Origin of the sequence: Gilliamella sp. Nev6-6 (genome assembly GCF_001690605.1) — a bacterium.
Lineage (GTDB): Bacteria > Pseudomonadota > Gammaproteobacteria > Enterobacterales > Orbaceae > Gilliamella > Gilliamella apicola_C.
Genome location: NZ_LZHP01000088.1, coordinates 50,400 through 71,745, shown reverse-complemented (window position 1 = coordinate 71,745; position 21,346 = coordinate 50,400). Strand labels below are relative to the sequence as shown.

15 protein-coding genes are annotated in these 21,346 nt (G+C 34.4%); 9 read left to right on the top strand and 6 right to left on the bottom strand.

The window, feature by feature from the left end:
* Window positions 1–128 precede the first annotated feature (128 nt).
* The 4 genes from A9G42_RS10240 (at window position 129) to rlmKL (ending at window position 6,189) form a co-directional block, all read left to right on the top strand.
* Window positions 129–2,009: a PTS mannitol transporter subunit IICBA gene (locus A9G42_RS10240; protein WP_065653386.1), complete on the top strand. Its 1,881-nt coding sequence runs from the start codon at window positions 129–131 to the stop codon at window positions 2,007–2,009.
* Window positions 2,010–2,087: 78 nt separating this feature from the next.
* Window positions 2,088–3,251: a mannitol-1-phosphate 5-dehydrogenase gene (locus tag A9G42_RS10235; RefSeq protein WP_065589050.1), complete on the top strand. Its 1,164-nt coding sequence runs from the start codon at window positions 2,088–2,090 to the stop codon at window positions 3,249–3,251.
* 4 nt (window positions 3,252–3,255) lie between these two features.
* On the top strand, window positions 3,256–3,807 hold the full coding sequence (locus A9G42_RS10230; RefSeq protein ID WP_065567971.1) for an MltR family transcriptional regulator: 552 nt from the start codon (window positions 3,256–3,258) through the stop codon (window positions 3,805–3,807).
* A gap of 261 nt (window positions 3,808–4,068) precedes the next feature.
* Window positions 4,069–6,189, top strand: a complete 2,121-nt coding sequence (rlmKL, locus tag A9G42_RS10225) for a bifunctional 23S rRNA (guanine(2069)-N(7))-methyltransferase RlmK/23S rRNA (guanine(2445)-N(2))-methyltransferase RlmL (RefSeq protein WP_065653369.1) — start codon at window positions 4,069–4,071, stop codon at window positions 6,187–6,189.
* A 361-nt stretch (window positions 6,190–6,550) separates the two neighbouring features.
* Here the strand turns inward: rlmKL and A9G42_RS10220 are convergent, their stop codons facing one another.
* Together A9G42_RS10220 and A9G42_RS10215 are read right to left on the bottom strand one after the other, a co-directional pair.
* Entirely contained in the window at window positions 6,551–7,669 is a 1,119-nt protein-coding gene (locus tag A9G42_RS10220; RefSeq protein WP_065653368.1) for a hypothetical protein, read from the bottom strand.
* Entirely contained in the window at window positions 7,662–8,177 is a 516-nt protein-coding gene (locus A9G42_RS10215) for a hypothetical protein (RefSeq protein WP_143426154.1), read from the bottom strand. Before A9G42_RS10215 ends, A9G42_RS10220 begins: the two co-directional genes overlap by 8 nt.
* Before the next feature lie 820 nt (window positions 8,178–8,997).
* Here A9G42_RS10215 and A9G42_RS10210 point away from each other — a divergent pair.
* The 5 genes from A9G42_RS10210 to A9G42_RS10190 are packed head-to-tail and all read left to right on the top strand — an operon-like array spanning window position 8,998 to window position 16,112.
* On the top strand, window positions 8,998–9,231 hold the full coding sequence (locus A9G42_RS10210; protein ID WP_065653366.1) for a hypothetical protein: 234 nt from the start codon (window positions 8,998–9,000) through the stop codon (window positions 9,229–9,231).
* 20 nt (window positions 9,232–9,251) lie between these two features.
* Window positions 9,252–11,519, top strand: a complete 2,268-nt coding sequence (locus tag A9G42_RS10205; RefSeq protein ID WP_257006412.1) for a hypothetical protein — start codon at window positions 9,252–9,254, stop codon at window positions 11,517–11,519.
* 57 nt (window positions 11,520–11,576) lie between these two features.
* Window positions 11,577–13,031: an ABC transporter ATP-binding protein/permease gene (locus A9G42_RS10200; RefSeq protein ID WP_065653364.1), complete on the top strand. Its 1,455-nt coding sequence runs from the start codon at window positions 11,577–11,579 to the stop codon at window positions 13,029–13,031.
* Complete coding sequence (locus tag A9G42_RS14170) at window positions 13,000–13,308, top strand: ATP-binding cassette domain-containing protein (protein WP_065653363.1); 309 nt, start codon at window positions 13,000–13,002, stop codon at window positions 13,306–13,308. Before A9G42_RS10200 ends, A9G42_RS14170 begins: the two co-directional genes overlap by 32 nt.
* Before the next feature lie 5 nt (window positions 13,309–13,313).
* A complete protein-coding gene (locus tag A9G42_RS10190; protein WP_065653362.1) occupies window positions 13,314–16,112 on the top strand; it encodes a M16 family metallopeptidase in 2,799 nt (932 codons plus the stop codon).
* A 595-nt stretch (window positions 16,113–16,707) separates the two neighbouring features.
* On the opposite strand, the gene A9G42_RS10185 is transcribed toward A9G42_RS10190, so the two are convergent.
* The 4 genes from A9G42_RS10185 to A9G42_RS10170 form a co-directional block, all read right to left on the bottom strand.
* On the bottom strand, window positions 16,708–17,739 hold the full coding sequence (locus A9G42_RS10185) for an AI-2E family transporter (RefSeq protein ID WP_065653361.1): 1,032 nt from the start codon (window positions 17,737–17,739) through the stop codon (window positions 16,708–16,710).
* Window positions 17,740–18,100: 361 nt separating this feature from the next.
* On the bottom strand, window positions 18,101–18,715 hold the full coding sequence (gene prfH, locus A9G42_RS10180) for a peptide chain release factor H (protein WP_065642237.1): 615 nt from the start codon (window positions 18,713–18,715) through the stop codon (window positions 18,101–18,103).
* On the bottom strand, window positions 18,715–19,803 hold the full coding sequence (locus A9G42_RS10175) for an RNA ligase RtcB family protein (RefSeq protein ID WP_065653360.1): 1,089 nt from the start codon (window positions 19,801–19,803) through the stop codon (window positions 18,715–18,717). The genes prfH and A9G42_RS10175 overlap by 1 nt, the downstream gene beginning before the upstream one ends.
* A 591-nt stretch (window positions 19,804–20,394) precedes the next feature.
* On the bottom strand, window positions 20,395–21,333 hold the full coding sequence (locus A9G42_RS10170) for a hypothetical protein (protein WP_065581827.1): 939 nt from the start codon (window positions 21,331–21,333) through the stop codon (window positions 20,395–20,397).
* Between the last annotated feature and the right edge of the window lie 13 nt (window positions 21,334–21,346).

Genomic DNA, 21,346 nt, shown 5'->3' with positions numbered 1-21,346 from the left:
AAAAATACCTAGGTTTAACTACGTGATATGCATCACATTTATCAATTTTTTTTGATGAATCGAATAACGAAATCCCTCTACAATAACTGCATAATGATTATACCAATCAATAAGGAAAGATGAATATTATGACAACCTCAAATATCAAATTGAAAGTTCAAAACTTTGGGCGTTTCTTAAGTAATATGGTAATGCCAAATATCGGTGCGTTTATTGCGTGGGGATTTATTACTGCTATATTTATTCCAACAGGCTGGTATCCAAGCGAAACTATTGCCAAGCTAGTTAGTCCTATGATTACTTATTTATTACCACTTTTGATTGGTTATACTGGCGGTAAATTAATTCACGGAGAACGTGGCGCGGTTGTTGGTGCAATCACAACAATGGGGGTCATTGTTGGTTCAGATATTCCGATGTTTTTAGGGGCAATGATAGTTGGTCCTTTAGGTGGTTGGGTAATTAAACAATTTGATAAAGCTGTCGATGGCAAAATTAAAAGCGGCTTTGAAATGTTAGTGAATAACTTTTCTGCTGGTATTATTGGTATGCTTTTAGCATTACTTTCATTTTTTGCAATTGGCCCTTCTGTCGTTGTAGCATCAAGTAAATTAACTATTGCTGTTAATTTTTTGGTTGAACACAATTTATTGCCTTTAACCTCTATCATTATTGAACCCGCTAAGATTCTTTTCTTAAATAACGCCATTAATCACGGCATATTCTCACCGTTAGGTATTCAACAAGCGGCTGAATATTCTCAATCGATTTTCTTTTTAATTGAAGCAAACCCTGGTCCTGGATTAGGGTTATTATTAGCCTATATGTTTTTTGGTAAAGGCTCAGCCAAAAGTTCAGCCAGTGGTGCAGCAATTATTCACTTTTTTGGTGGGATCCACGAGATTTACTTTCCATATGTATTAATGAATCCTCGCCTTATTATTGCAGTGATTTTAGGTGGAATGACAGGCGTATTTACTTTAACACTATTTGGTGCAGGGTTAAGCTCACCAGCATCACCAGGTTCAATCATTGCCGTTCTTGCCGTAACTCCGAAATCATCAATGCTTGGTGTCATTTTTTCTGTCATTGCGGCAACAATGGTTACGTTTATCACTTCAGCTATTTTATTAAAGACAACCAAAGAAGCAGACAAAAGCTTTGAAGATGCAAAATCAAATATCTCTGCAATGAAAAGCGAAGCAAAAGGCATGGTAAACGGCACGCTTGACCTTGCGAAAGTGAAAAAAATCATTGTGGCTTGTGATGCAGGAATGGGCTCAAGTGCTATGGGTGCAGGAGTATTACGCAAAAAAGTTCAAGATGCCAATTTGGATATTTTTGTCACTAATTTAGCGATTAATAATCTTCCAAACGATGTTGATATCGTTATTACGCATAAAGACTTAACTGATCGAGCAAAACAACATGCGCCAAACGCACATCATATTTCATTAACTAATTTTTTAGATAGCCAATTATATAGCCAGCTCGTAGTTGATCTTTTAAGATCGCAAAATTCTAGCATAGCAGGAGAAAAAGCAATACTTGTAAACAATACATCCACAGATAATACCCCGCTCTTTAAGTTATCAGAAAAAAATATCTTTTTAGGGTTGACCGCTAAAAATAAAGAAGAAGCGATTCGTTTTGCAGGTCAACAGTTAGTCGATAATGGTTATGTGAAACCGGACTACATAGAAGCCATGATTGAACGTGAACAACTTACATCAACTTACCTTGGTGAATCAATTGCTGTTCCTCATGGTACGATTGAAGCAAAAGATGATGTCATTACAACAGGAATTGTATTTTGCCAATACCCTTCAGGTGTGCAATTTGGTCAAGAAAAAGACGATAAAGCAAAAATCGTGATCGGTATTGCTGCTCGCAATAATGAACACCTTGATGTAATAGCAAAACTGACTAACGCATTAGATGATGAAACAATTATTGCCAAACTAGCGACAACAAATAACGTTGAAGAAGTTTTAACAATATTAAGCTAAACAATATTGATTAAATCCCGAAAATATGGGATTTAATTTCCTCTTTTTAAATTTAAACTCAAATAAAGGTTAATTATTATGCAAGCATTACATTTTGGCGCAGGTAACATTGGACGCGGTTTTATTGGTAAATTATTGTCAGATGCTGGTGTGCATGTTACGTTTGCCGATGTCAATCAACAAGTTATTGATGATATCGCTAAACGTCATGAGTATCCAGTTAATGTTGTTGGTGAGCAATCGACAACCGAAATAGTTAAAAATGTTGACGCAATTAATAGCACATCAAGTGAAGTTATCGACCATATAGCAAAAGTTGACTTACTAACAACAGCCGTAGGACCGCAAATTCTAGCACGCATTGCCGCCATCGTTGCACAAGGCATTATTGCTCGCCATAAGCAAGGTAATGCTAAACCGCTAAACATTATTGCTTGCGAAAATATGGTGAAAGGTACCCATCATTTTAAACAAGAAATTTTTAAAACATTACCCGTAGCGTTGCATGAATGGGTAAATACCCATATAGGTTTTGTGGATTCAGCGGTAGATCGCATTGTCCCACCAGCCACATCAAAAACAGGCGACATTTTAGAAGTAACGGTTGAAACATTTTCGGAATGGATCGTCGATGAAACACAGTTTATTGGCAAAATTCCACACATAAAAGGCATGGAGCCAGTAGATAATTTAATGGCATTTATTGAGCGCAAGCTATTTACTTTAAATACAGGCCATGCCATTACGGCTTATTTAGGGTTTTATCATAATATTGCAACGATTCGAGATGCTATTTTAGATGAACGCATTCGTTTAATCGTACGGGGAGCAATGGAAGAAAGCGGTCTAGTTCTTATCAAACGTTATAATTTCGATGATCAAAAACATATAGCCTATATCGAAAAAATCTTATCTCGTTTTGAAAATCCTTATTTACAAGATGATACAGCACGTGTGGGCCGTCAACCAATAAGAAAATTGGGCGTTAATGATCGTTTAATTAAACCATTACTTGGCACTTTTGAGTATCAAGTACAAAATACTAATTTATTGATTGGTATTGCCGCTGCGCTGAACTATCGTAATGATGACGATGAACAAGCCGTTGAACTTGCAGATCTTATTGCTAATAAAGGGGTAAAAGCCGCATTTACTGAAATTTCAGGTATTGAAAACAACAATATTATTGTTCAAAAGGTAGAAGAACTTTATACTGCAATGCAAAATCGTCAATTTGTATAAAAAAATGTCAGGAACGATATTACAAGAAGATACTATTTTAGAAAAACTCAACCAACAGGCTGATATTCACAGCTTGTTGGCTGTTGCAATTAATCTGATTAGTGATAGCGTTAACCATTTAATCCAAAAAGCCTTTCGTAAAGAACCGCACGCAATAAAATTTGTTATCCCCTCGTTAATGGGTAAAAATGGACCGTTGAATGATACCTCTGTTTGTTTAAAACTGTTATATGTGCTAGGTATTATTACACGCGAAGAGTTTGAAGATATTGAGCTACTCATGGCCATTTTAGATGAATTAGATAACGATGAAAAAAAATATACTTATCTTGATGATGAAATTTTAGGACCGATTAGCTTATTGCATGACATGGTTTTACCGCCTAATTGGGATCACAAGCAAGAGCATGAAAAAGCGGCAGGAATTGTAGATGGTTTAAAGTCATCTATGTATCAAAATCGTTATCAACAAATGATCCGCTCTGCATTAATCATCGCAATTACCGATCTCACTTTACGCATCAGTAATAAACAAAAATTAGATTACTTTCCATAACAATCGTTAATTGATATTAAGATTTTTATTTAATTTATAACATTTTTATATAAAAATTATTATGACAATGAAAACGAATTTGTATTTAATTCTACAAAAAAATCATAATCAAAATATATAACTTACCCTTTTGTTTAAACGCTTTTGTCAAAAGCTAATAAATTTTGATTAACAAAAAATAGATATAAGCGTTGCCTTTATTTCCCACTATTGTAATTAGTCGGTATAATACCTTCAATTTTATTGTAAAGTGGATTATACATGAAAACGCTATTTGCCAGCACATCTCGCGGGCTTGAAGAGTTATTAAAAAAAGAGTTAGAACAAATAGGTTCACCCAACTGTAAAATTACCCAAGGTGGAGTTTATTTTGATGCTGATGAAAAAACATTATATCAATCATTATTATGGTCCCGTTTAGCCTCACGCATTTTGTTGCCAATAGCTGAATTTGATATTTATAGTGATTTAGATCTCTATTCTTGTGTATTTAATATTAAATGGACAGATATTTTTGCGGTCGATAACGCTTTTGTGATCAACTTTGTTGGTGTTAACGAATTTATTCGCAATAGTCAATATGGCGCACTTAAGATCAAAGATGCCATTGTTGATCACTTTTTACGCCATACTAACGAACGCCCCAATGTTGCTAAACAAGATCCAGATATTCGACTTCATGCGTATTTAAATAAAAACCGAGTCACCTTATCTTTAGATTTAAGTGGCAATAGCTTACATGAACGTGGTTATCGTCAGCAAACAGGGCAAGCACCATTAAAAGAAACCCTTGCTGCCGCCATTATTATGCGTTCAGGTTGGCTGAGTGATGAACCGTTGCTTGACCCCATGTGTGGCTCAGGCACGCTACTGATTGAAGCAGCTATGATGGCGTCAAAAATCCCACCAGGATTACAACGCAAACAATGGGGATTTTTTGCATGGAAAGGATTTAATCCAACGCTATGGAATGAGTTATTATTTTCAGCAAAACATAATGCCTGTAAACCCAATATTCCTTTTATTGGTTACGATAATAATCCTACCGTACTTGAGCGAGCCAAACAAAATGCTATCCAAGCCGGTGTGGGCGATTTAATTACCTTTGCTTTACAAGATGTAACACAACTTACTAATCCATTACCAATGCAAACAACAGGTATGATTATCAGTAATCCACCTTATGGCGAGCGGCTAGAAAGCGAGCCCACACTTATTGCTTTACATACTGCTCTCGGTCGACAAATTAAACAACACTTTGGTGGTTGGCGATTATCACTATTTAGTGGTGCACCGCAACTATTAGATTGTTTACAAATGCGAGCAGATAGACAATTTAAAGCCAAAAATGGCCCTCTCGACTGTATACAAAAAAATTATGCCATTGCTAAGCGTGATGCTCAACAATCTATCACGAACCCAACGGTGCCGGCTGCCGACTTTGCAAATCGGTTACGCAAAAATAAACAAAAACTGGAAAAATGGGCAGCTCAAGAACAACTTGAATGTTATCGACTTTATGATGCAGATTTACCCGAATATAATGTTGCTATTGATCGCTATAAAGATAAAATAGTTATACAAGAATACGCCGCCCCTAAAAATATTGATCCACAAAAAACACGGCAACGGCTATTTGATATTATCAATGCCACCATGTCAGAGCTTAATCTGACTGCCGATCAACTAGTATTAAAAACCCGAGAAAAACAAAAAGGTAAACAACAATACCAAAAATTAGGGCAAAAGCAGGATTATTTTTTAGTCCATGAATACGCCATTAATCGCCAAAAAACCCAATTTTGGGTCAATATTACCGATTATTTAGATACAGGACTGTTTTTAGATCATCGCTTAGCACGCAAAATGATTGGTGAACTGAGTGCTAGCAAGGACTTTTTAAATCTATTTGCTTACACAGGGAGTGCAACTGTTTATGCAGGACTTGGTGGTGCTAAATCAACCACTACCGTTGATATGTCACGCACCTATTTAGAATGGGCAGATCGTAATTTAAAACAAAATGGTTTAACAGGTAAAAAGCACCGATTAATTCAGGCTGACTGTTTGCTTTATTTATCTCAATCCGATGAACAATTCGACTTAATTTTTATCGATCCGCCAACATTTTCGAATTCCAAACGTATGAATAATACCTTTGATGTGCAACGAGATCACCTAAAATTAATGGCGGATCTAAAACGCTTGCTAAAACCTAATGGCACTATCCTCTTTTCGAATAATAAACGTGGTTTTAAGATGGATAGCAGTGGTATGCAAAATCTAGGACTTACCTATCAAGAAATTACCAATAAAACGCTTTCGCTTGATTTTAAACGTAACAAGCAAATCCACTGCTGTTTTATTGTAAAGCATCAATAATTAACCGCCTACACGGCGGTTAATCCAACAAAAAAATTTAAATAAAATCAATTGGTTTTCTGACGTTTTTTTACAGCGGTAACCGTGCCTAAACAATGCAATATTGAACAATACATCACAAGCTAAATCTTTAAATCCTAGATTTGAATTATCATTACATATTGGCACTACGATATAAATAAAAATTATTTTGTGGTTAGTTGCTCTTACGCATTAATTAGTTGTTTCTGTTACTACATATATCATAACGTCGCTCCTAAACCAAAATAAATCATTTTAATATTACCTTTCTATCTACAAAGTATTGCTCTATCTGTATTAAATCACCCGTTGTTGTTGCTGTGCGGCTGCCGTTTAAAGATTACGGTGAAATACAAAGTGCGTAGCCAATTTGTTCTGTTATTGGTTCTGAAAATATCAATCTATAAACATCAACTAAGTAGTAGTTATCATTCTTATGGCGATTATTCGACCAAAATTTTCTATAAATATGACGATCTAGCCTAAAAACATCAGAGTCCCATTCTGGAATGATTCCTCCTCCAAGTTGTACCTTAGAGAACCCTTCTTTGCCAGTAGGGTATCCTTGATGCCAATTTAGCTCAACATTTTTAACATTGGTTAATTCAGGTACAGTAGGAAGGCGGTACCCAATGCTTTCACAATACTCTCTACTTTCTTTAAATGTTCGTTTACCATCCTCTAATAAAATAAACCATTTGTTAATTGTAAAACTATATATAGGTTTAGTTTGCTCTTGATCAGCATAAATAATAAACGTTGTAGGAGAGAACGACGTATTTGGCTGCCCTGCTTTTGGTCCTAATAGCGTAATTGTCGCTTCATTAGGGTAATTTCCATAATATCTAAATTCTTCTGCTTTTCTAATAGTTAAATTAATAATTGAATCCTTAGGCTGCTTACTGTAGCTTAGTTCATGAGGAAAAGACCCTGCGACTGTTAAATTAAACGAAAATGAATCGCCTGCCGTGGTTGGAAAATTAGCTGAAGGGCTATTAATATTTTGAAGTTGATATCCTTTTTTTGCCCCTGACTCCCTATACAGATCGGACGCTACCCATTCATTACCTATATGCTCACTGTGTGGGGTTGGTTGAGTAAGTGGATATGCCCAACATGCATAAGGGTTGGAAACAGCAGGCTTAATATGTAAAACCAATCGATCCTCAAATGCCCATGGATCATCATTCCACTCATCTTCCGTGACAGTTGCTCCAAATGATCTTCTAGATGGCACACCAAACTTACTCAAAACTGAAGAAATGCTAGATAGTAAAACCATTCTATAGCTATAACGACAAGGATCAATAAGGTCACTACGTTTATAGCTGCGCTCTCCCCACTCGGCCAAATCATCACTACCATAATCATCTGCTTCATCAAATATTTTTAGCGAAACCATACCGGCACCACTCAGAATTTCATCGCCATCATCATCAAAAAAATATTGTCTATCCATAACGGCTATTAAATTCTATTTGTTGCCCATTATCTTCTGCCCACTCGGGTATTGGATAATTTTTGGGGATAATCGAATTAATATCGGCAAACGTTTTAATCGATTCAGGTAACAAAATAGGGTTCTGTTGTGACGAAGTATTATTATCGAGTGTATATCGAAAAGTTTGATTACCAACTTGATAGCTCATCCAAAAAATATCATCAACGCCTAATATTTTAGTTTTCCCGCCATCAAAACTTAAATAAGGCGCAGTACCATTAATCACATTGGTAGTTTCGGCAACATGAATAACTTCTGAACTTAAGGCGATTGCTCTATTGACATAAGTCGTTAATAACAAGCTAATGCCAATAAATATTGGTGTTAATGAAAAAGACAACAATCTTGTCGTTTTAGAATAAAAGTCGAAAAGTATTTGTAGGTGAAAAACGCTTAAATTAGTTAATGTTTCTTTTATTTTTACCAATAATTTATGGCTGGCAACCAAACAACTATTCCTTAGCACGTTCTAAATCCTTTTCTACAACTTATATTTACTTTAATTCGAGCTTTTCTATTATTAAATAGATAGAAAGTATAAGTAAATCGCTAGTATTTTGTAAACGTGTTTTTTTTAAATTTATTATAGTATATAAAAGTAAGCATAAATATTGTTGCTATTTTTCTAATTTCTGAGTGTCACTTAATTGGAAAGACAATGGGATACAAAGAATGCTTAGATTATCCCCTATCTTACTTAGCTGGAATCTTTAACAGTGATTTGGGCAAAACGATATATAATGCTAAAAACTACCTTATCATCAAGCCCGAAGTTTTAGCACTCACGCCACGCTAGAGGCATTAGATCCCAAAAGATAAGTTGGGATATTAATCCACCAACACAAGCCTAAAATAATTAAATCTAGGGAAATTTCTTCCCAAAAGGGCAAGATCTTATCTGTTGAATGCTCAAACTTGATAGAAAATCATAAATTTCCACGAGATAAATTAACCGAATCAATAAGTTTTTCCAAGCATATCCCGTAACTTTATCTGTAAATTGACCAAAGAGCACAATGGGTAATGTATAAAAAAATAACTTTGGCATTAGCCAACTTGACTATCATGGTTCAATACTTTTCTTGGGCGGCTTTTTCTAATACTTGGCGTTTTTTTAATATTTTTAAAGTAAGCCTTAATCAGATAGAACGAACTACAAATTAACTCTTTTAGTTGACAAATATAAATATTTTGCTTTAATGATAATAAATATCATTATTAAATATAAATTGGCAATAAATCTATTACTATTATATTTGTCTGTATTTCCCAAGGATCGTTTTTGTATGAAAAAAGTAGTAGTATCGGCTTTACCCCTGTTTTTAATTAGTTATAACCCAACAGCATTATCCAGCCCAAATCAGATCGACCAACAGATAGCTGAAAAAAGCGAAGATGACAAAAAAGACGATGACGTCATTATTGTAACAGCGCCCTCAGCTAAATTATCAACCTCTCAAGCAATTGATTCAAATAAAATCAATCAAATACGGGCGATGGTAATATCACGGATGTATTGAAAACTTTGCCTGCGATACAAATGTCGAATAGCAGTAACAACGGCATGACGCAAGGTGAAATTAAGCCTGCCGATATCTCGATTCATGGCAATACCAGCTATCAAAATAATTATCAATTAGATGGTGTAAGCTTTAATAATGATGTCGATCCAGTCGATCCAGGATTAGGCGTAACCAATACGCGTGTTGATAGCGATGAACAAGGTCTTTATATTGATAGCCGCTTAATTAATGAAATTAAATTATATGACAATAATATCCCCGTTGAATACGGTGGATTTACAGGTGGTGTTGTAGATGTAATTAGCCGTCGTTGGAATCATGAAACTAATGGCAATATTTTTTATCGTAAAACCCAATCTTCATGGAATAAAACGCATGTCGATCCAGCTATTAAATTTGATAGCTCCGCCAATGATGCCAGTCATCCGAGTCGATTTCAACCTAAGTACAGTAAACAAAGTTTTGGCGGTTGGTTTGAAACAGGTCTTACTGACGATTTAGGTGTAATGTTTGCCGCATCAAGAAGAGAATCTGATATCTCTTCTGTCTCTTATCAAGGTCCATCATTATTATTAGATGGTGAAGATCTGATTGAAATTCGAAAAAACGGCGGTATGAAAAACCAAACACGTGTTTCAAATAACTATTCATCTAAATTTACTTGGTATGCAACAAACCAAACATCAGTAAATTTTTCTACCAATTATTCACAATATAACAATTACTCATTTGCCGCAACCGTTGCTAATTCTGGTTACAATACTAAGCATAATGGCTTAAGTATAGCCTTGCAATTACTGCATGAGTTTGATTTTGCCAAATTAGATTTGACAACAAGTTATCAAAAGCTAGAAGATAAAAGAACCAACGATCAAAACTATTTTATTACATTGGTTGATTATTCTGATTGGCGTAACCCCGTGCAATATCATTCGGGAGGCGTTGGTAATTTAACCACTAAACAAGATAATTGGGGATTAAAGACAAAACTTGATTTTAAACCAATTTCTTGGTTGGATACCACGCATGAACCCTCTATCGGATTCGAACTAGCAAAAACCAAAGCGCGTTATATTCGAAATGAAGATTTTTATCGTTACACCTATACTGGTACATGGGACGCCCTCCCTTGGCTCTCTTATGCCGATCATGCTTCGGTTTTCCAAGCTGGCCATTATCAAGCAAGTTACGATAATTACGCATTCTTTACCGATGACACGATCAAATACGGTCGCTTAACAGTCCGTCCTGGAATACGTATTGATTATGATAATTTTATTAAAGACGTCAACCTAGCACCAAGATTTGTGACAAGTTTAGACACCTTTGGTAACGGTAATACTGTATTAACTGCTGGAATCAACCGCTATTATGGCCGTACTATGATGGCTTATGCTTTATATGGTGCACAAAATGCGGGATTAAAGAACTGCTATTACTTTTGTACACCAGGACAAGTTGATGAAGATTGGATAAGCTCAACTGATTTTGAAGGGCTTAATTCGCTTTCTACACCTTATAATGATGAAATTAGTTTAGGTTTTGAGCAGGTTGTAAAAAACAGTCTATGGCAATTACAATATGTACATCGTGAAAGTTATGATGAAGTTCGCAGTCGCCCTAAATATGATAATGGTCGATCAAACATTCGAACCTTTGATAACTCTGGGCGCAGTACGCATGATACTTTGTCATTAGTGGTAAAAAATAGACTACCTATCGAATTTTATCACGCTGAACATACTGCATCAGCTTCAATCTCGTGGCAAAAAAGTGAAAGCAATACACCTAAAGAGCTAGGTTATGCGCATTATGATCCCGCAAATAATGTTCGCCATGATAAAGTTTGGTATAACGGTAGAATAATTAAAGCATCTGATTTACCTGCAACCGATTTTAATATTCCCGTTAAGATCAATTTCGAACTGACAAGCAAAATTCCAGACTATGATTTAACGTTTTACAACTTACTACAATGGCAAAGCCCGCGAAATCAAGCGGTTCGTTATAGTAACCAATATCACATCGATCCAAATACGGGGGATAAAATGGCAAAATACGAAAAAGAACGCTTTGCCAGTACGCTTCGTTGGGATGCTAAACTCGGTTGGGCGCCAACTTTTGCTAAAGGTGCTAATTTTTCTGTAGAAATTAATAATATTTTAAATAAAAAAAATGTTACCGATCGTTATGTTTATGGTGCTGATGCGGCAGGTAATGACAGAATTGTCAATGCTTATGCTCCTGGTCGCCAATTTTGGATTCAAGTTGGTTATGACTTCTAATTTACATAAAACGTTATACTTTTTTCGCAATAATATAAATTTTACTGCCGCATAAACATGCAAAAAATTAAACAATTCTTATATTTAGTAAAGCCTTTTTGGTGTTCTTCAGCATCAAAAATGGCTTGGTTATTATTACTTAGTGTTATCGCTTTAAGTTTATCCACTGTATGGTTTAATGTTAAATTAAACCAATGGAATGGAGATTTTTATAATGCCCTACAGGCTTTAAACGAGCAAAATCTTTATCGTTTATTGGGCGATTTTATTATTCTTATTATTATGATGATTTTGGTCGTTGTGTACGCTGATTATTTACAAAAGAAGCTATTAATAATTTGGCGTTACCATATGACAGAAAAAATAACTAAGCAATGGTTATCTAAACATTCTCATCACTATCATCTTAAAATAAAACATATTGAACTTGATAACCCCGATCAACGTATTGCTGAAGATATCAATTTACTGATTAAACAATCACTAGATTTATTACTTTCATTTTTGCGTTCGTTTATGACATTAATCTCCTTTACTGCCATTTTATGGACACTATCTGGTGCTATTTCCTTTACCTTACTATCGATAGATATTCATATCCCTGGTTATATGGTTTTTGCTTGCGCTATCTATACATTATTAGGAATTATTTGCACTCATGCTATAGGTAAACCTTTACATAAAATTAATATCGAAAAACAGCAAAGCGAAGCTAATTACCGAGCGACATTGATTCATTGTTACCAATCTAGCGAAGCAATCGTTGGCCAACATGGTGAAAAACAAGAAACGACTAGGTTAAAAAACAAATTTACAACCATTATTCATAATTGGCAAAATTTGATGAATTATGAAAGAAATCTTTCATTTTTTAGTGTAGGTTACCAACAAGTATCTTCTTTAGCGCCGATTTTTTTTGCATTACCTGCTTTTATTGCTGGCTTAATTAATTTAGGTGGCTTGATGCAAATTCGACAAGCATTTATGCAGGTTTCCTCGGCATTAAGTTGGTTTATTTATGCATATCGAGATATTGCAATTTGGCAAGCGACAGTAACAAGGCTTTATCATTTCGTTCGGCTTTTAGATGAATTACCTGAAAATACAATTACTCAAACTACCCATAATGATACGCTACTTGATGCGCAGGTAATATTAAAAAGTGCAGATAATCAGCAAGTCCTATTATCGACTCATATCCAGTTAACTAAAGGCGATACGTTATTGGTTCAAGGACGTTCGGGTATAGGTAAATCAACACTATTAAAAACCATTAGTGGTTTTTGGACAAATTATCAAGGTATTATTCAACGTACAGATAATTATCTGTGGATCCCACAAAAAATACGCCTTAGTTACGATAGGTTGGATAATTTATTGGCTTACCCTGCTTGCTCAAAAAACTTTACACAACAAAAGTTGCTTGAAACATTATCATTAGTTGGGCTAGATAAATTGAGTCATGAGCTAGAAACCGAAAGTGATTGGGGGGAACCGTTTATCAGGTGGTGAACAACAACGTTTAATGTTTGCTAGGGTGTTGCTTAACAAACCCGAACTAATCTTGTTAGATGAAGTAACTTCGGCATTGGATTTACCAAGTGTCTATCAACTTATTTCGCTATTACAGAAAAAATTACCAGAAAGCGCGATGATCTTTATTTCTCATCAACCAATACAAAATCATGTTAAACAAGTCATCAATTTAGATGATACGGCTATTTCACCAATACAAAAATTGGCACAGCAAAATGCCGAGTTTGAGACTGTGTTTATATCTAAGGTTTAAATTCGATGTTAAAAAATTTTTTATACTATATTTTCTTTTCCCTATTGCTTAGTTTTCCCCATTTATGCTGGTCAAATACGCTAATTGAATCCAATCCTACGATAGAAACTTATCAATTAGACAACGGGTTAACTGTCTATCTACAACCTCGCTCAAAAGCAGGATTAGAGTTAAGATTAATTGTGCACAGTGGCTCATTGCAAGAAAATGAAAATCAACTAGGCTTAGCTCACTTTGTTGAACACATGGCATTTAAGGGAACAAAAAATTTTCCTAATAAATCTAGTTTTAAATCGCTAGAAGAATATGGAATCCATTTGGGAACTCACATTAATGCCGCCACCAGCTTTAATTCAACGGTATATCGCTTATCGTTACCTGCTAGTGAAGCTCTACAATTGGAAAAAGGATTAACCGTATTATCGGATTGGGCTTATCATATTTCATTTGAACAACAAGATTATGAAAGTGAACGCGATGTTATCATTGAAGAGTGGCGCTTACGGCAAGGCGTGGCTTACCGCATTAATACCCTCTTAGATGAACTACGTTATCATGGAAGTTTATACGCTAATCGAGCTCCAATTGGTTCGTTAGATATCATAAAAAACGCACCGGTTCAGGAAGCAAAAACGTTCTATAACAATTGGTATCAGCCACAAAGAATGAGCTTAGTTGCAGTAGGAAATTTTGATACTAAATCAGCTAAACAATGGATTAATACACTTTTTGGTCAGCGTTCACGAGGTGATGCACCAGTTGATATTCCACAATTAAGAGCTTTTTCACCACAAAACGAGCCACTAGTTAAAGTTATCCTTGATCGCGAACAAGGGCAACGACTAATACAAATCGCATTACAACGTGATTTACCCACAGCTTTAAATACACCTCAAGGAATAAAAGAAGATATTTTTGATTTAGTCTGGCTAACGTTACTTAATCATCGGCTATCATTGTTAGTAGAAAATCAAATATTGCCTAGCGCTCAAATTAATCAACAAGGTATTTTATTTGATAACAAACGTATGCAATACCTTCTTTTTGCACAGCCAAAAGATCAACAGTATTTAGAGACAATGAGGCATCTGTTTTCCGAAGTACAACGTATGTCAACCAGCCCTGTATTAGAAATAGAATTGCAACAAGTTAAAAACCAAATTTTAACAAAATTAAAACAACAGGCAGAAAATGAAATTAACTATCAAAATGATTATTTAGCTAATCAATTAGTTAACAATATTACAAATAGTTTACCTATACAAAATAAAGCACAGCAATTAACTCAAACAACACAAATATTAAAAACACTTAATGCAAGCGATCTGCAAAAAATAGTGGGTGAGCGACTAAACAGCGCTAATTTACGGATTGCAGTTATTGGTCCAGATAGTGATCAAAATTCGGTTAATTCCGAGCAAATCAAACAATTATGGCAAACGATTAGACAAACTCAGTTAGGAAAGTTTCCATTTAAGAAAGAAGAAGTTAATCTTGATATCAAGCCTGCATTACAAGGAAAAATTACAGCAACCCACGATATTAGTGAAATCAATGCATATGAATGGCAATTAAGCAATGGGCTTCGAGTTATTGCACGCCCTGATAATACTTTATCAGGTGATGTTGAAATGTTATTACAGATCCCTGGGGGATTATCTCTTGATAGCGATCAACAATTAGGTATTATGCGTTGGTCACAAAGATTGGCGGAAGATAGTGGTTATGGAACGTATACTTCAGCAAAATTAAACCAATTTAGTCGGCAACACCAAGTTAGTGTTTCCCCTTATGCCGAACTGCTTTATCATGGTTTACGCGGAAAGGCACCGAATGATCAATTAGCATCATTATTTAAATTATTTTATTTGAAATTAACCGCCGCTAATTTTGCCCCCCAACAATTAGCCCAAACCAAACAACAATTAAGCTTAGCTTATTCCAAACAACCTGTTGAAAGGCAATTTTTAGACTTAATCAATCAAAATGCCTTTAATCATGGTGATCGTTTGTTAGTTTCACCTGATGGTGCTTGGAGGGATTTTTCAGCAGATCAACTGAAGCAAAACTATTTACGTGCATTTGCTTTATCACCATCGGCCAATATTATTATTTCTGGACGTTTTAAGATTGATGAAATTAAACCATTAGTTGAATATTGGTTTGCGGGTATACCTACTACTGATAAAAAAGACGGATGGGTAGATAACGGTATCATACCAATTCATCAATCAATGCAAAAAACATACCCTATGGCTAGTAGCGATAAATCGATGGTTAGTATACTTTACTCAGCGCAAAAACCATGGCAGCTACGTGATCAACTTAGTCTTGAACTTATTGACTATATTATTAATTTAAGATTACGTTATTATGTTAGAGAGCAGGCCTCTGGCGTCTATACCATTATTTTTTCGCAGCAACTGATCAAATATCCGACTTCCTATTATTTAGCGAGGCTAAACTTTACGACAGCCCCTGACAAAGCCCATGCTATAACGGTGTTGGCAGATGAGGTAATTCAATCTGTAGCGCGTAATGGCGTGACTTTAGATGAGTTACAGCAAGCAAAAAGATCATGGTTACTTGATTATCAAGAAAAAAAGGCCAGTTCTACCTATTGGTTAACCGCAATGGCACAAACTGCAGCTGATGGTAGCCATTTTGATGAGTTAAATATGCCAGCCAATCTCATTGAAGCCATTACATTACAAGATACGAACCATTTAGCTAAGCAATTATTAGGTAAAAATCCAAAAATTTTCACTTTATTACCTAAAAAGACCGATAATTCGAATCAATAAAATTATCAATTTAGTCAGGAATCAAAAGTAATAAACTAGTTAGCATATAGAGTATTACTTTTAGTTTCCTGATTTTATTGTATGGGTAAATTTACATTCCGATACGACTCAAAAATATAGAGCCATTTTGTGTTTAGCTATTGCTCAAACTGATAAAATTAAAAATTAGCACATAAATACGCCATAATGAGTTCACACTTGGTATAGAAAATTACGCTACATGTATTCAATAGGAAGCAAATATGATTTATGTGCCTTATTGGGTTGTTAGGCGTTATAGTTAATTATTCTTTGGTAATGAACGGCTTCTTTTCATTTATGGATACAATTAACTTATTTTATCTTGTTTTGTCTTTTTTCGTATTCAAACCCTCTTTTATTTTTATCATGGAGCATTGCCGACTCTTCACTATATTATTTTTGGGAAAGGCAAGCTATATCCGTTATATCTCTATGCGAATATTAATACGGCATTCGTTAGCATATTGATGCTGGGTAATATGGAGATATGATTACCCAGTAATAGATTTATTGTAAATAGTTGTCTACGTAAATGAAATCACCGCTAATATGCAAAAGATTGATTATATTTAAATTAAATAATTTCCAACTCTTTTAACGATAATTTTATAAATGCATAAAAAATAGGTGCAAAGATTAAACCAATCACACCAAAAAGTGTTTCTAAAAATAGCATCGCAATTAATAATTCACAGATGCCTGCATGAATTTTTGTTCCAACTATTTTGGCATTAAGTACATATTCCATTTTATGAATTAAAATTAAATAAACAATAATCACCATCGCAACAGTGAATGATACTGTAAATGCAACAACAAAGATTAATGCGTTAACAACTAAGTTTCCAATAATTGGAATAAGTCCAAAAACAAATGTGGCTAAGACTAAACTTTTGCTAAACGGTAAATGAATACCAAACACAGGTAGAATAATAAATAACAAAATAGACGTCATTATTGTATTAAATAATGCAATCACAACTTGTGACATAGCAACATACTGGAATACGACAACTAATCGGTTTAAACTTGCTTTTAAGGCTTTAGTTAGTGGTCTTTGTACAACTTTGTTGTCATCAACGTTACGTTGATTTTCTTTATAACCAAGAATTAACCCAATAATCATTCCCACAATTAATATGATTAAATCGTGAAATACTTTTTTAATGATAGATTGTAGGTAGAATATATGATCTTTAAGATAAACCATTATCGTGGATTTAACTTCATCTAAATCATCTGGCAAATAATGAGTAATACTCGGTGGAAGACTATTTATTACATTGTTTACCACTAATTTCATATTTGTTAACGTTTCGGTAGGATGCTTAGCCATGTCAACAAACCAAGCAAATAAATACCAAAAACCACCAATAAAAATACCAATAATCAGAGTCGTTAGGACTAATACCGAAACTAATTTTGATCGATGGCTAAAGCGCATCATTTTTCGCGAGAGAAAATCATCTAATTTCTGAGTTAAGGTATAAGTTAATAAACCTGCAATCACTGCAGGCATTAAATGAACTTGCATTAAAATAATGAAAAAAACAGAAAATAATGTAAGACAAAAAAGTCCTAATTTTTGATTATTATCAAGTATCATGGTCATTAATTCCTTTCAATAAATAGCCGATTAACTATTAATTTTTAACCTTAAATATTAACATATTCTTTTTTTGCTATTTGTGCTAAAAAAAATCGATAAAATTAAGGCGATTTAAAATAATTCTAAAATGTACTTCAAAACATAGCATTAAGTTCAAAAAGAAAGCGATTATAACAGAGGATAAATTATACGTCTGCTTTTTTGCTATAGTTAAATACACCATCCTTGTACAAAATGGCATTATATAACGATAAGGTGGAAAGACTATGTGAGAATGTTGTAGCGACCCTATCTTTACTCTATGATAAATATTGATTTATGTAGATAATAAATATGTTATCTACATAATATGGTTACTCTATTTTTCATGAAATCCTTTGCCATAAAAAACTAAACTACTGTTACCTCTTGGTACTGAGTAATGAAATTGCTGGCGTATAGTTTTATTCTGCTGATGTAAATTATTTTCATATTCAGCAAGTTTATGCACCAATAATAATTTCGCTAATCGCTTATTGGCATGTTGGCTTCGTTCGGTCTGTACTTTGACACTAATACCCGTTGCGATATGTGTTGCACGAACGGCAGATTCGGTTTTGTTGACATGCTGGCCACCAGCGCCCGATGATTTCATCGTCGTAAATTCAATAGTACTATCCATTATTTGTGAAGGGTTTTGTAAGCAGGTAATGCCTATAAACCAATTTTTACGTTTATGTGCTGGTCGATATGGGCTTTGGCAAATCCATTGTACGGTTCCAAGCCAACGCTGTATTAATTGATCACACTGTAAGCCTTCAATTGAAATAAGCACTGAACGGAAAGTATTGGGCTTATCGCCCAATACACTTTCGACTATTTCGGTTGTTACTGATAATTTACTTGCTTCATTTAGAAATTGCGTTACGGCTTTCGCAACAGCTAAAGTGCATTCAGCAGGCCCTTTGGCAGATGAAAAAAAGAGCAATGCCATTAATGACCTCCTTGTGTTTTATAATTCAATATTGGAGTAAGTTGTGCGATCACTTTAACAATGTTTGCTTGTTGCATCGATTCAATTACACTCTCAATTGATTTATAAGCTTGTGGCGCCTCTTCAAAAATTAAGCTGCTATCTTCACAAATGACACGGCTCCCCAATTTGGTTCGTTTAAGTTCTTGCATTGAATAGCGGTTATCTAACTTGCCTTTACAGTCGGCCCGACGCCATTTACGCCCCGCACCATGGGCTAATGACATAAGAAGATTTTCATGCTGTATTGGCTTAACTAAATAACTATAATCCCCACGCGATCCGGGTACAATCACTAATTCATCTGTTGCTGAAGAGGCGCCTTTACGATGCAACCAATACGTCTGACCACTCAACATGACTTTTTCGAGAAAATTATGACAATCATTTAGCACTTCAACCCCTTGTGTATTTAGGTTTGCCATTAATCTTTCAGCGACAACTTGACGATTTAATCTGGCAAATGCTATTGCGTTATCGTGCTTAGCTAGATAGTCTAATGCTTCAGGACTGTTTTCAAGTAAACCTTGATTACCAAAACGCGATAATTGATTTTGTAAAATCGCATGACCTAATCCTCTTGAACCACTGTGCACTAATAAAAACAACTTCTTAGCATTGAGTTGGTAATCATTAAATAACGACTCATCACAAATTTTACTGACCTTTTGTAATTCAGCAAAATGGTTACCACCACCAATTGTACCAAGATTGTATTTATGATGAGTATTTGACTGATCAATATTACCAATTTGCCGTTCCAATTTATCAATACTCAATTTAGCTATATTGATTTCAGTTTGCCAAAAACCCATACCACAACCAATATCACTGCCAATTAAAGTTGGGTAGATGATTTCACGGCTTAAATAAGCAGCGCCAATAGGGTAGCCTTTTCCCGGATGAAGATCTGGCATGCCCACAACTTTAACCATATTCGGCAAATTAGCGGTTGCCAGTAGCTGTTCAATAGCCACGCCTTCAATCCATGTGTTTTTTGATGCAATATATGATGCTTTGTCAGATAGCACCTGTATAGAATTGTCCATATATCAATCCATATTAATCAATATTATTGTTATACCCTGATGATGTATAAAGACAAATTTTTTGAATAAATTACATGTAAAAAACGTTATAAATTAAAATAATACATATAAAATTCAGCTTTGCACTTAACATTGATTTGATCACAACAGTTAATTATTGTTAATCCAAAACAACGCTTACTTTAACAATGTAAAGCAAAATTATCTTTAAGTATTGGGTATAGGTTATATTGGCAGGCTAAGATCAGCAGAATGAATTGAAGTAAAAATGAGAAGTGTTACTACTTAATTATTTTGCGATAAGCCTGCAAAGGTTAGTTAAACAAATCATAATCAATTCTCCTTTGCAGTTAATAATGGCGTGTATCATAGTTATTTTTTTATAAGATGTAAATAGTAGGCGTGAAGAATTTTAATTAATAAAACAACATAAAAAGTAAAATTTTAGCCTTTTATCCTTGAGATAAAAATAGGAAGAACACTTATCTGTAAGCTATCGAGGCATAAAACCCGTTTAAAATGATTTTACTCTTTTTAAAAGAGGTCATTTAGCAACCTCTTTTTCGATTTTTTGAAAATGATCAAGGACTATTATTTGATCACATAAAAGTTAACATCGCGAGTATCTCGAAGAGCATCAACGAATTTCCCCAATTCTTTACTGTAGCTTTTCTCAGGATCGTTTTCTTCTGTACATTTTTCTTTTGAGCGATAACTTTTAGCCATTGCGTCATTTGATGCCAAATTGTCGTATGGTTTTTTAAAATCACTACCTTTTAATGTTATAAGATGATTCCAGTCATTTAATAGGCTTTCCATATATTGACGACCTGCTTCGCATTTTATGTTATTTAAGTCAATCTTAGGAATAACATATTGGCTTATCTCACTGAACTTTTTAGGATTGTAAGGAAAGCTAATGTCTTCTTTTTCATCTTCTTTTAAGAATTCAATAAAGTCGCTTTCACGATATAATTTTCTAAAACGTTCTTGATAAGATTGGTTTTTCTTCAATTTTAGGTCTTGGGTTATTTCTTTTGGAAAAGGTTGATCATAAGAATAATCCCAATGATATTGGCTGTGTTCAATAAATACATCATTGATTAATTTTGCTGGCAATTCTATTTCTTGCGCTTTACCATCAATAATGGCTGGAATGTTATTGATTTCTCTTTTTTCTCTTAAAATCTTTTCGTATTCTTCATCATTCAACTCAGACGTTGAATAGATGACTGTGTATAAATAATAGTTACTTTGTGTTGGGTTAATAAGACCTAATTTTCCAAATTGAGCCGGTTTTACAACAAAATTGAAGTCATCATTATTATACGATAAGGTATGTTTGCCGTATTCAAATGTATAATTAATACCCGATTTAGCTGGAATAGTTAATTCTTTACCATCAATAGTGACTTTTATTTCGTTAGCAGTAGGGTTGTCAATCCAACGCTCGATAGAACTAGGTTCAGAACAGCCAACAAGGATTAAACTGCAAATCCACAATAAAGAATATTTTATTTTTTTCATCATAATATTTTGTTAT

What these genes read in the sequence shown, in the direction of transcription:
- A9G42_RS10240 (WP_065653386.1), top strand. Translation starts at nt 129, where the DNA reads ATGACAACCTCAAATATCAAATTGAAAGTTCAAAACTTTGGGCGTTTC.
- A9G42_RS10235 (WP_065589050.1), top strand. Translation starts at nt 2,088, where the DNA reads ATGCAAGCATTACATTTTGGCGCAGGTAACATTGGACGCGGTTTTATT.
- A9G42_RS10230 (WP_065567971.1), top strand. Translation starts at nt 3,256, where the DNA reads ATGTCAGGAACGATATTACAAGAAGATACTATTTTAGAAAAACTCAAC.
- rlmKL (WP_065653369.1), top strand. Translation starts at nt 4,069, where the DNA reads ATGAAAACGCTATTTGCCAGCACATCTCGCGGGCTTGAAGAGTTATTA.
- A9G42_RS10220 (WP_065653368.1), bottom strand. Translation starts at nt 7,669, where the DNA reads ATGGATAGACAATATTTTTTTGATGATGATGGCGATGAAATTCTGAGT.
- A9G42_RS10210 (WP_065653366.1), top strand. Translation starts at nt 8,998, where the DNA reads ATGAAAAAAGTAGTAGTATCGGCTTTACCCCTGTTTTTAATTAGTTAT.
- A9G42_RS10205 (WP_257006412.1), top strand. Translation starts at nt 9,252, where the DNA reads ATGTCGAATAGCAGTAACAACGGCATGACGCAAGGTGAAATTAAGCCT.
- A9G42_RS10200 (WP_065653364.1), top strand. Translation starts at nt 11,577, where the DNA reads ATGCAAAAAATTAAACAATTCTTATATTTAGTAAAGCCTTTTTGGTGT.
- A9G42_RS10190 (WP_065653362.1), top strand. Translation starts at nt 13,314, where the DNA reads ATGTTAAAAAATTTTTTATACTATATTTTCTTTTCCCTATTGCTTAGT.
- A9G42_RS10185 (WP_065653361.1), bottom strand. Translation starts at nt 17,739, where the DNA reads ATGATACTTGATAATAATCAAAAATTAGGACTTTTTTGTCTTACATTA.
- prfH (WP_065642237.1), bottom strand. Translation starts at nt 18,715, where the DNA reads ATGGCATTGCTCTTTTTTTCATCTGCCAAAGGGCCTGCTGAATGCACT.
- A9G42_RS10175 (WP_065653360.1), bottom strand. Translation starts at nt 19,803, where the DNA reads ATGGACAATTCTATACAGGTGCTATCTGACAAAGCATCATATATTGCA.
- A9G42_RS10170 (WP_065581827.1), bottom strand. Translation starts at nt 21,333, where the DNA reads ATGATGAAAAAAATAAAATATTCTTTATTGTGGATTTGCAGTTTAATC.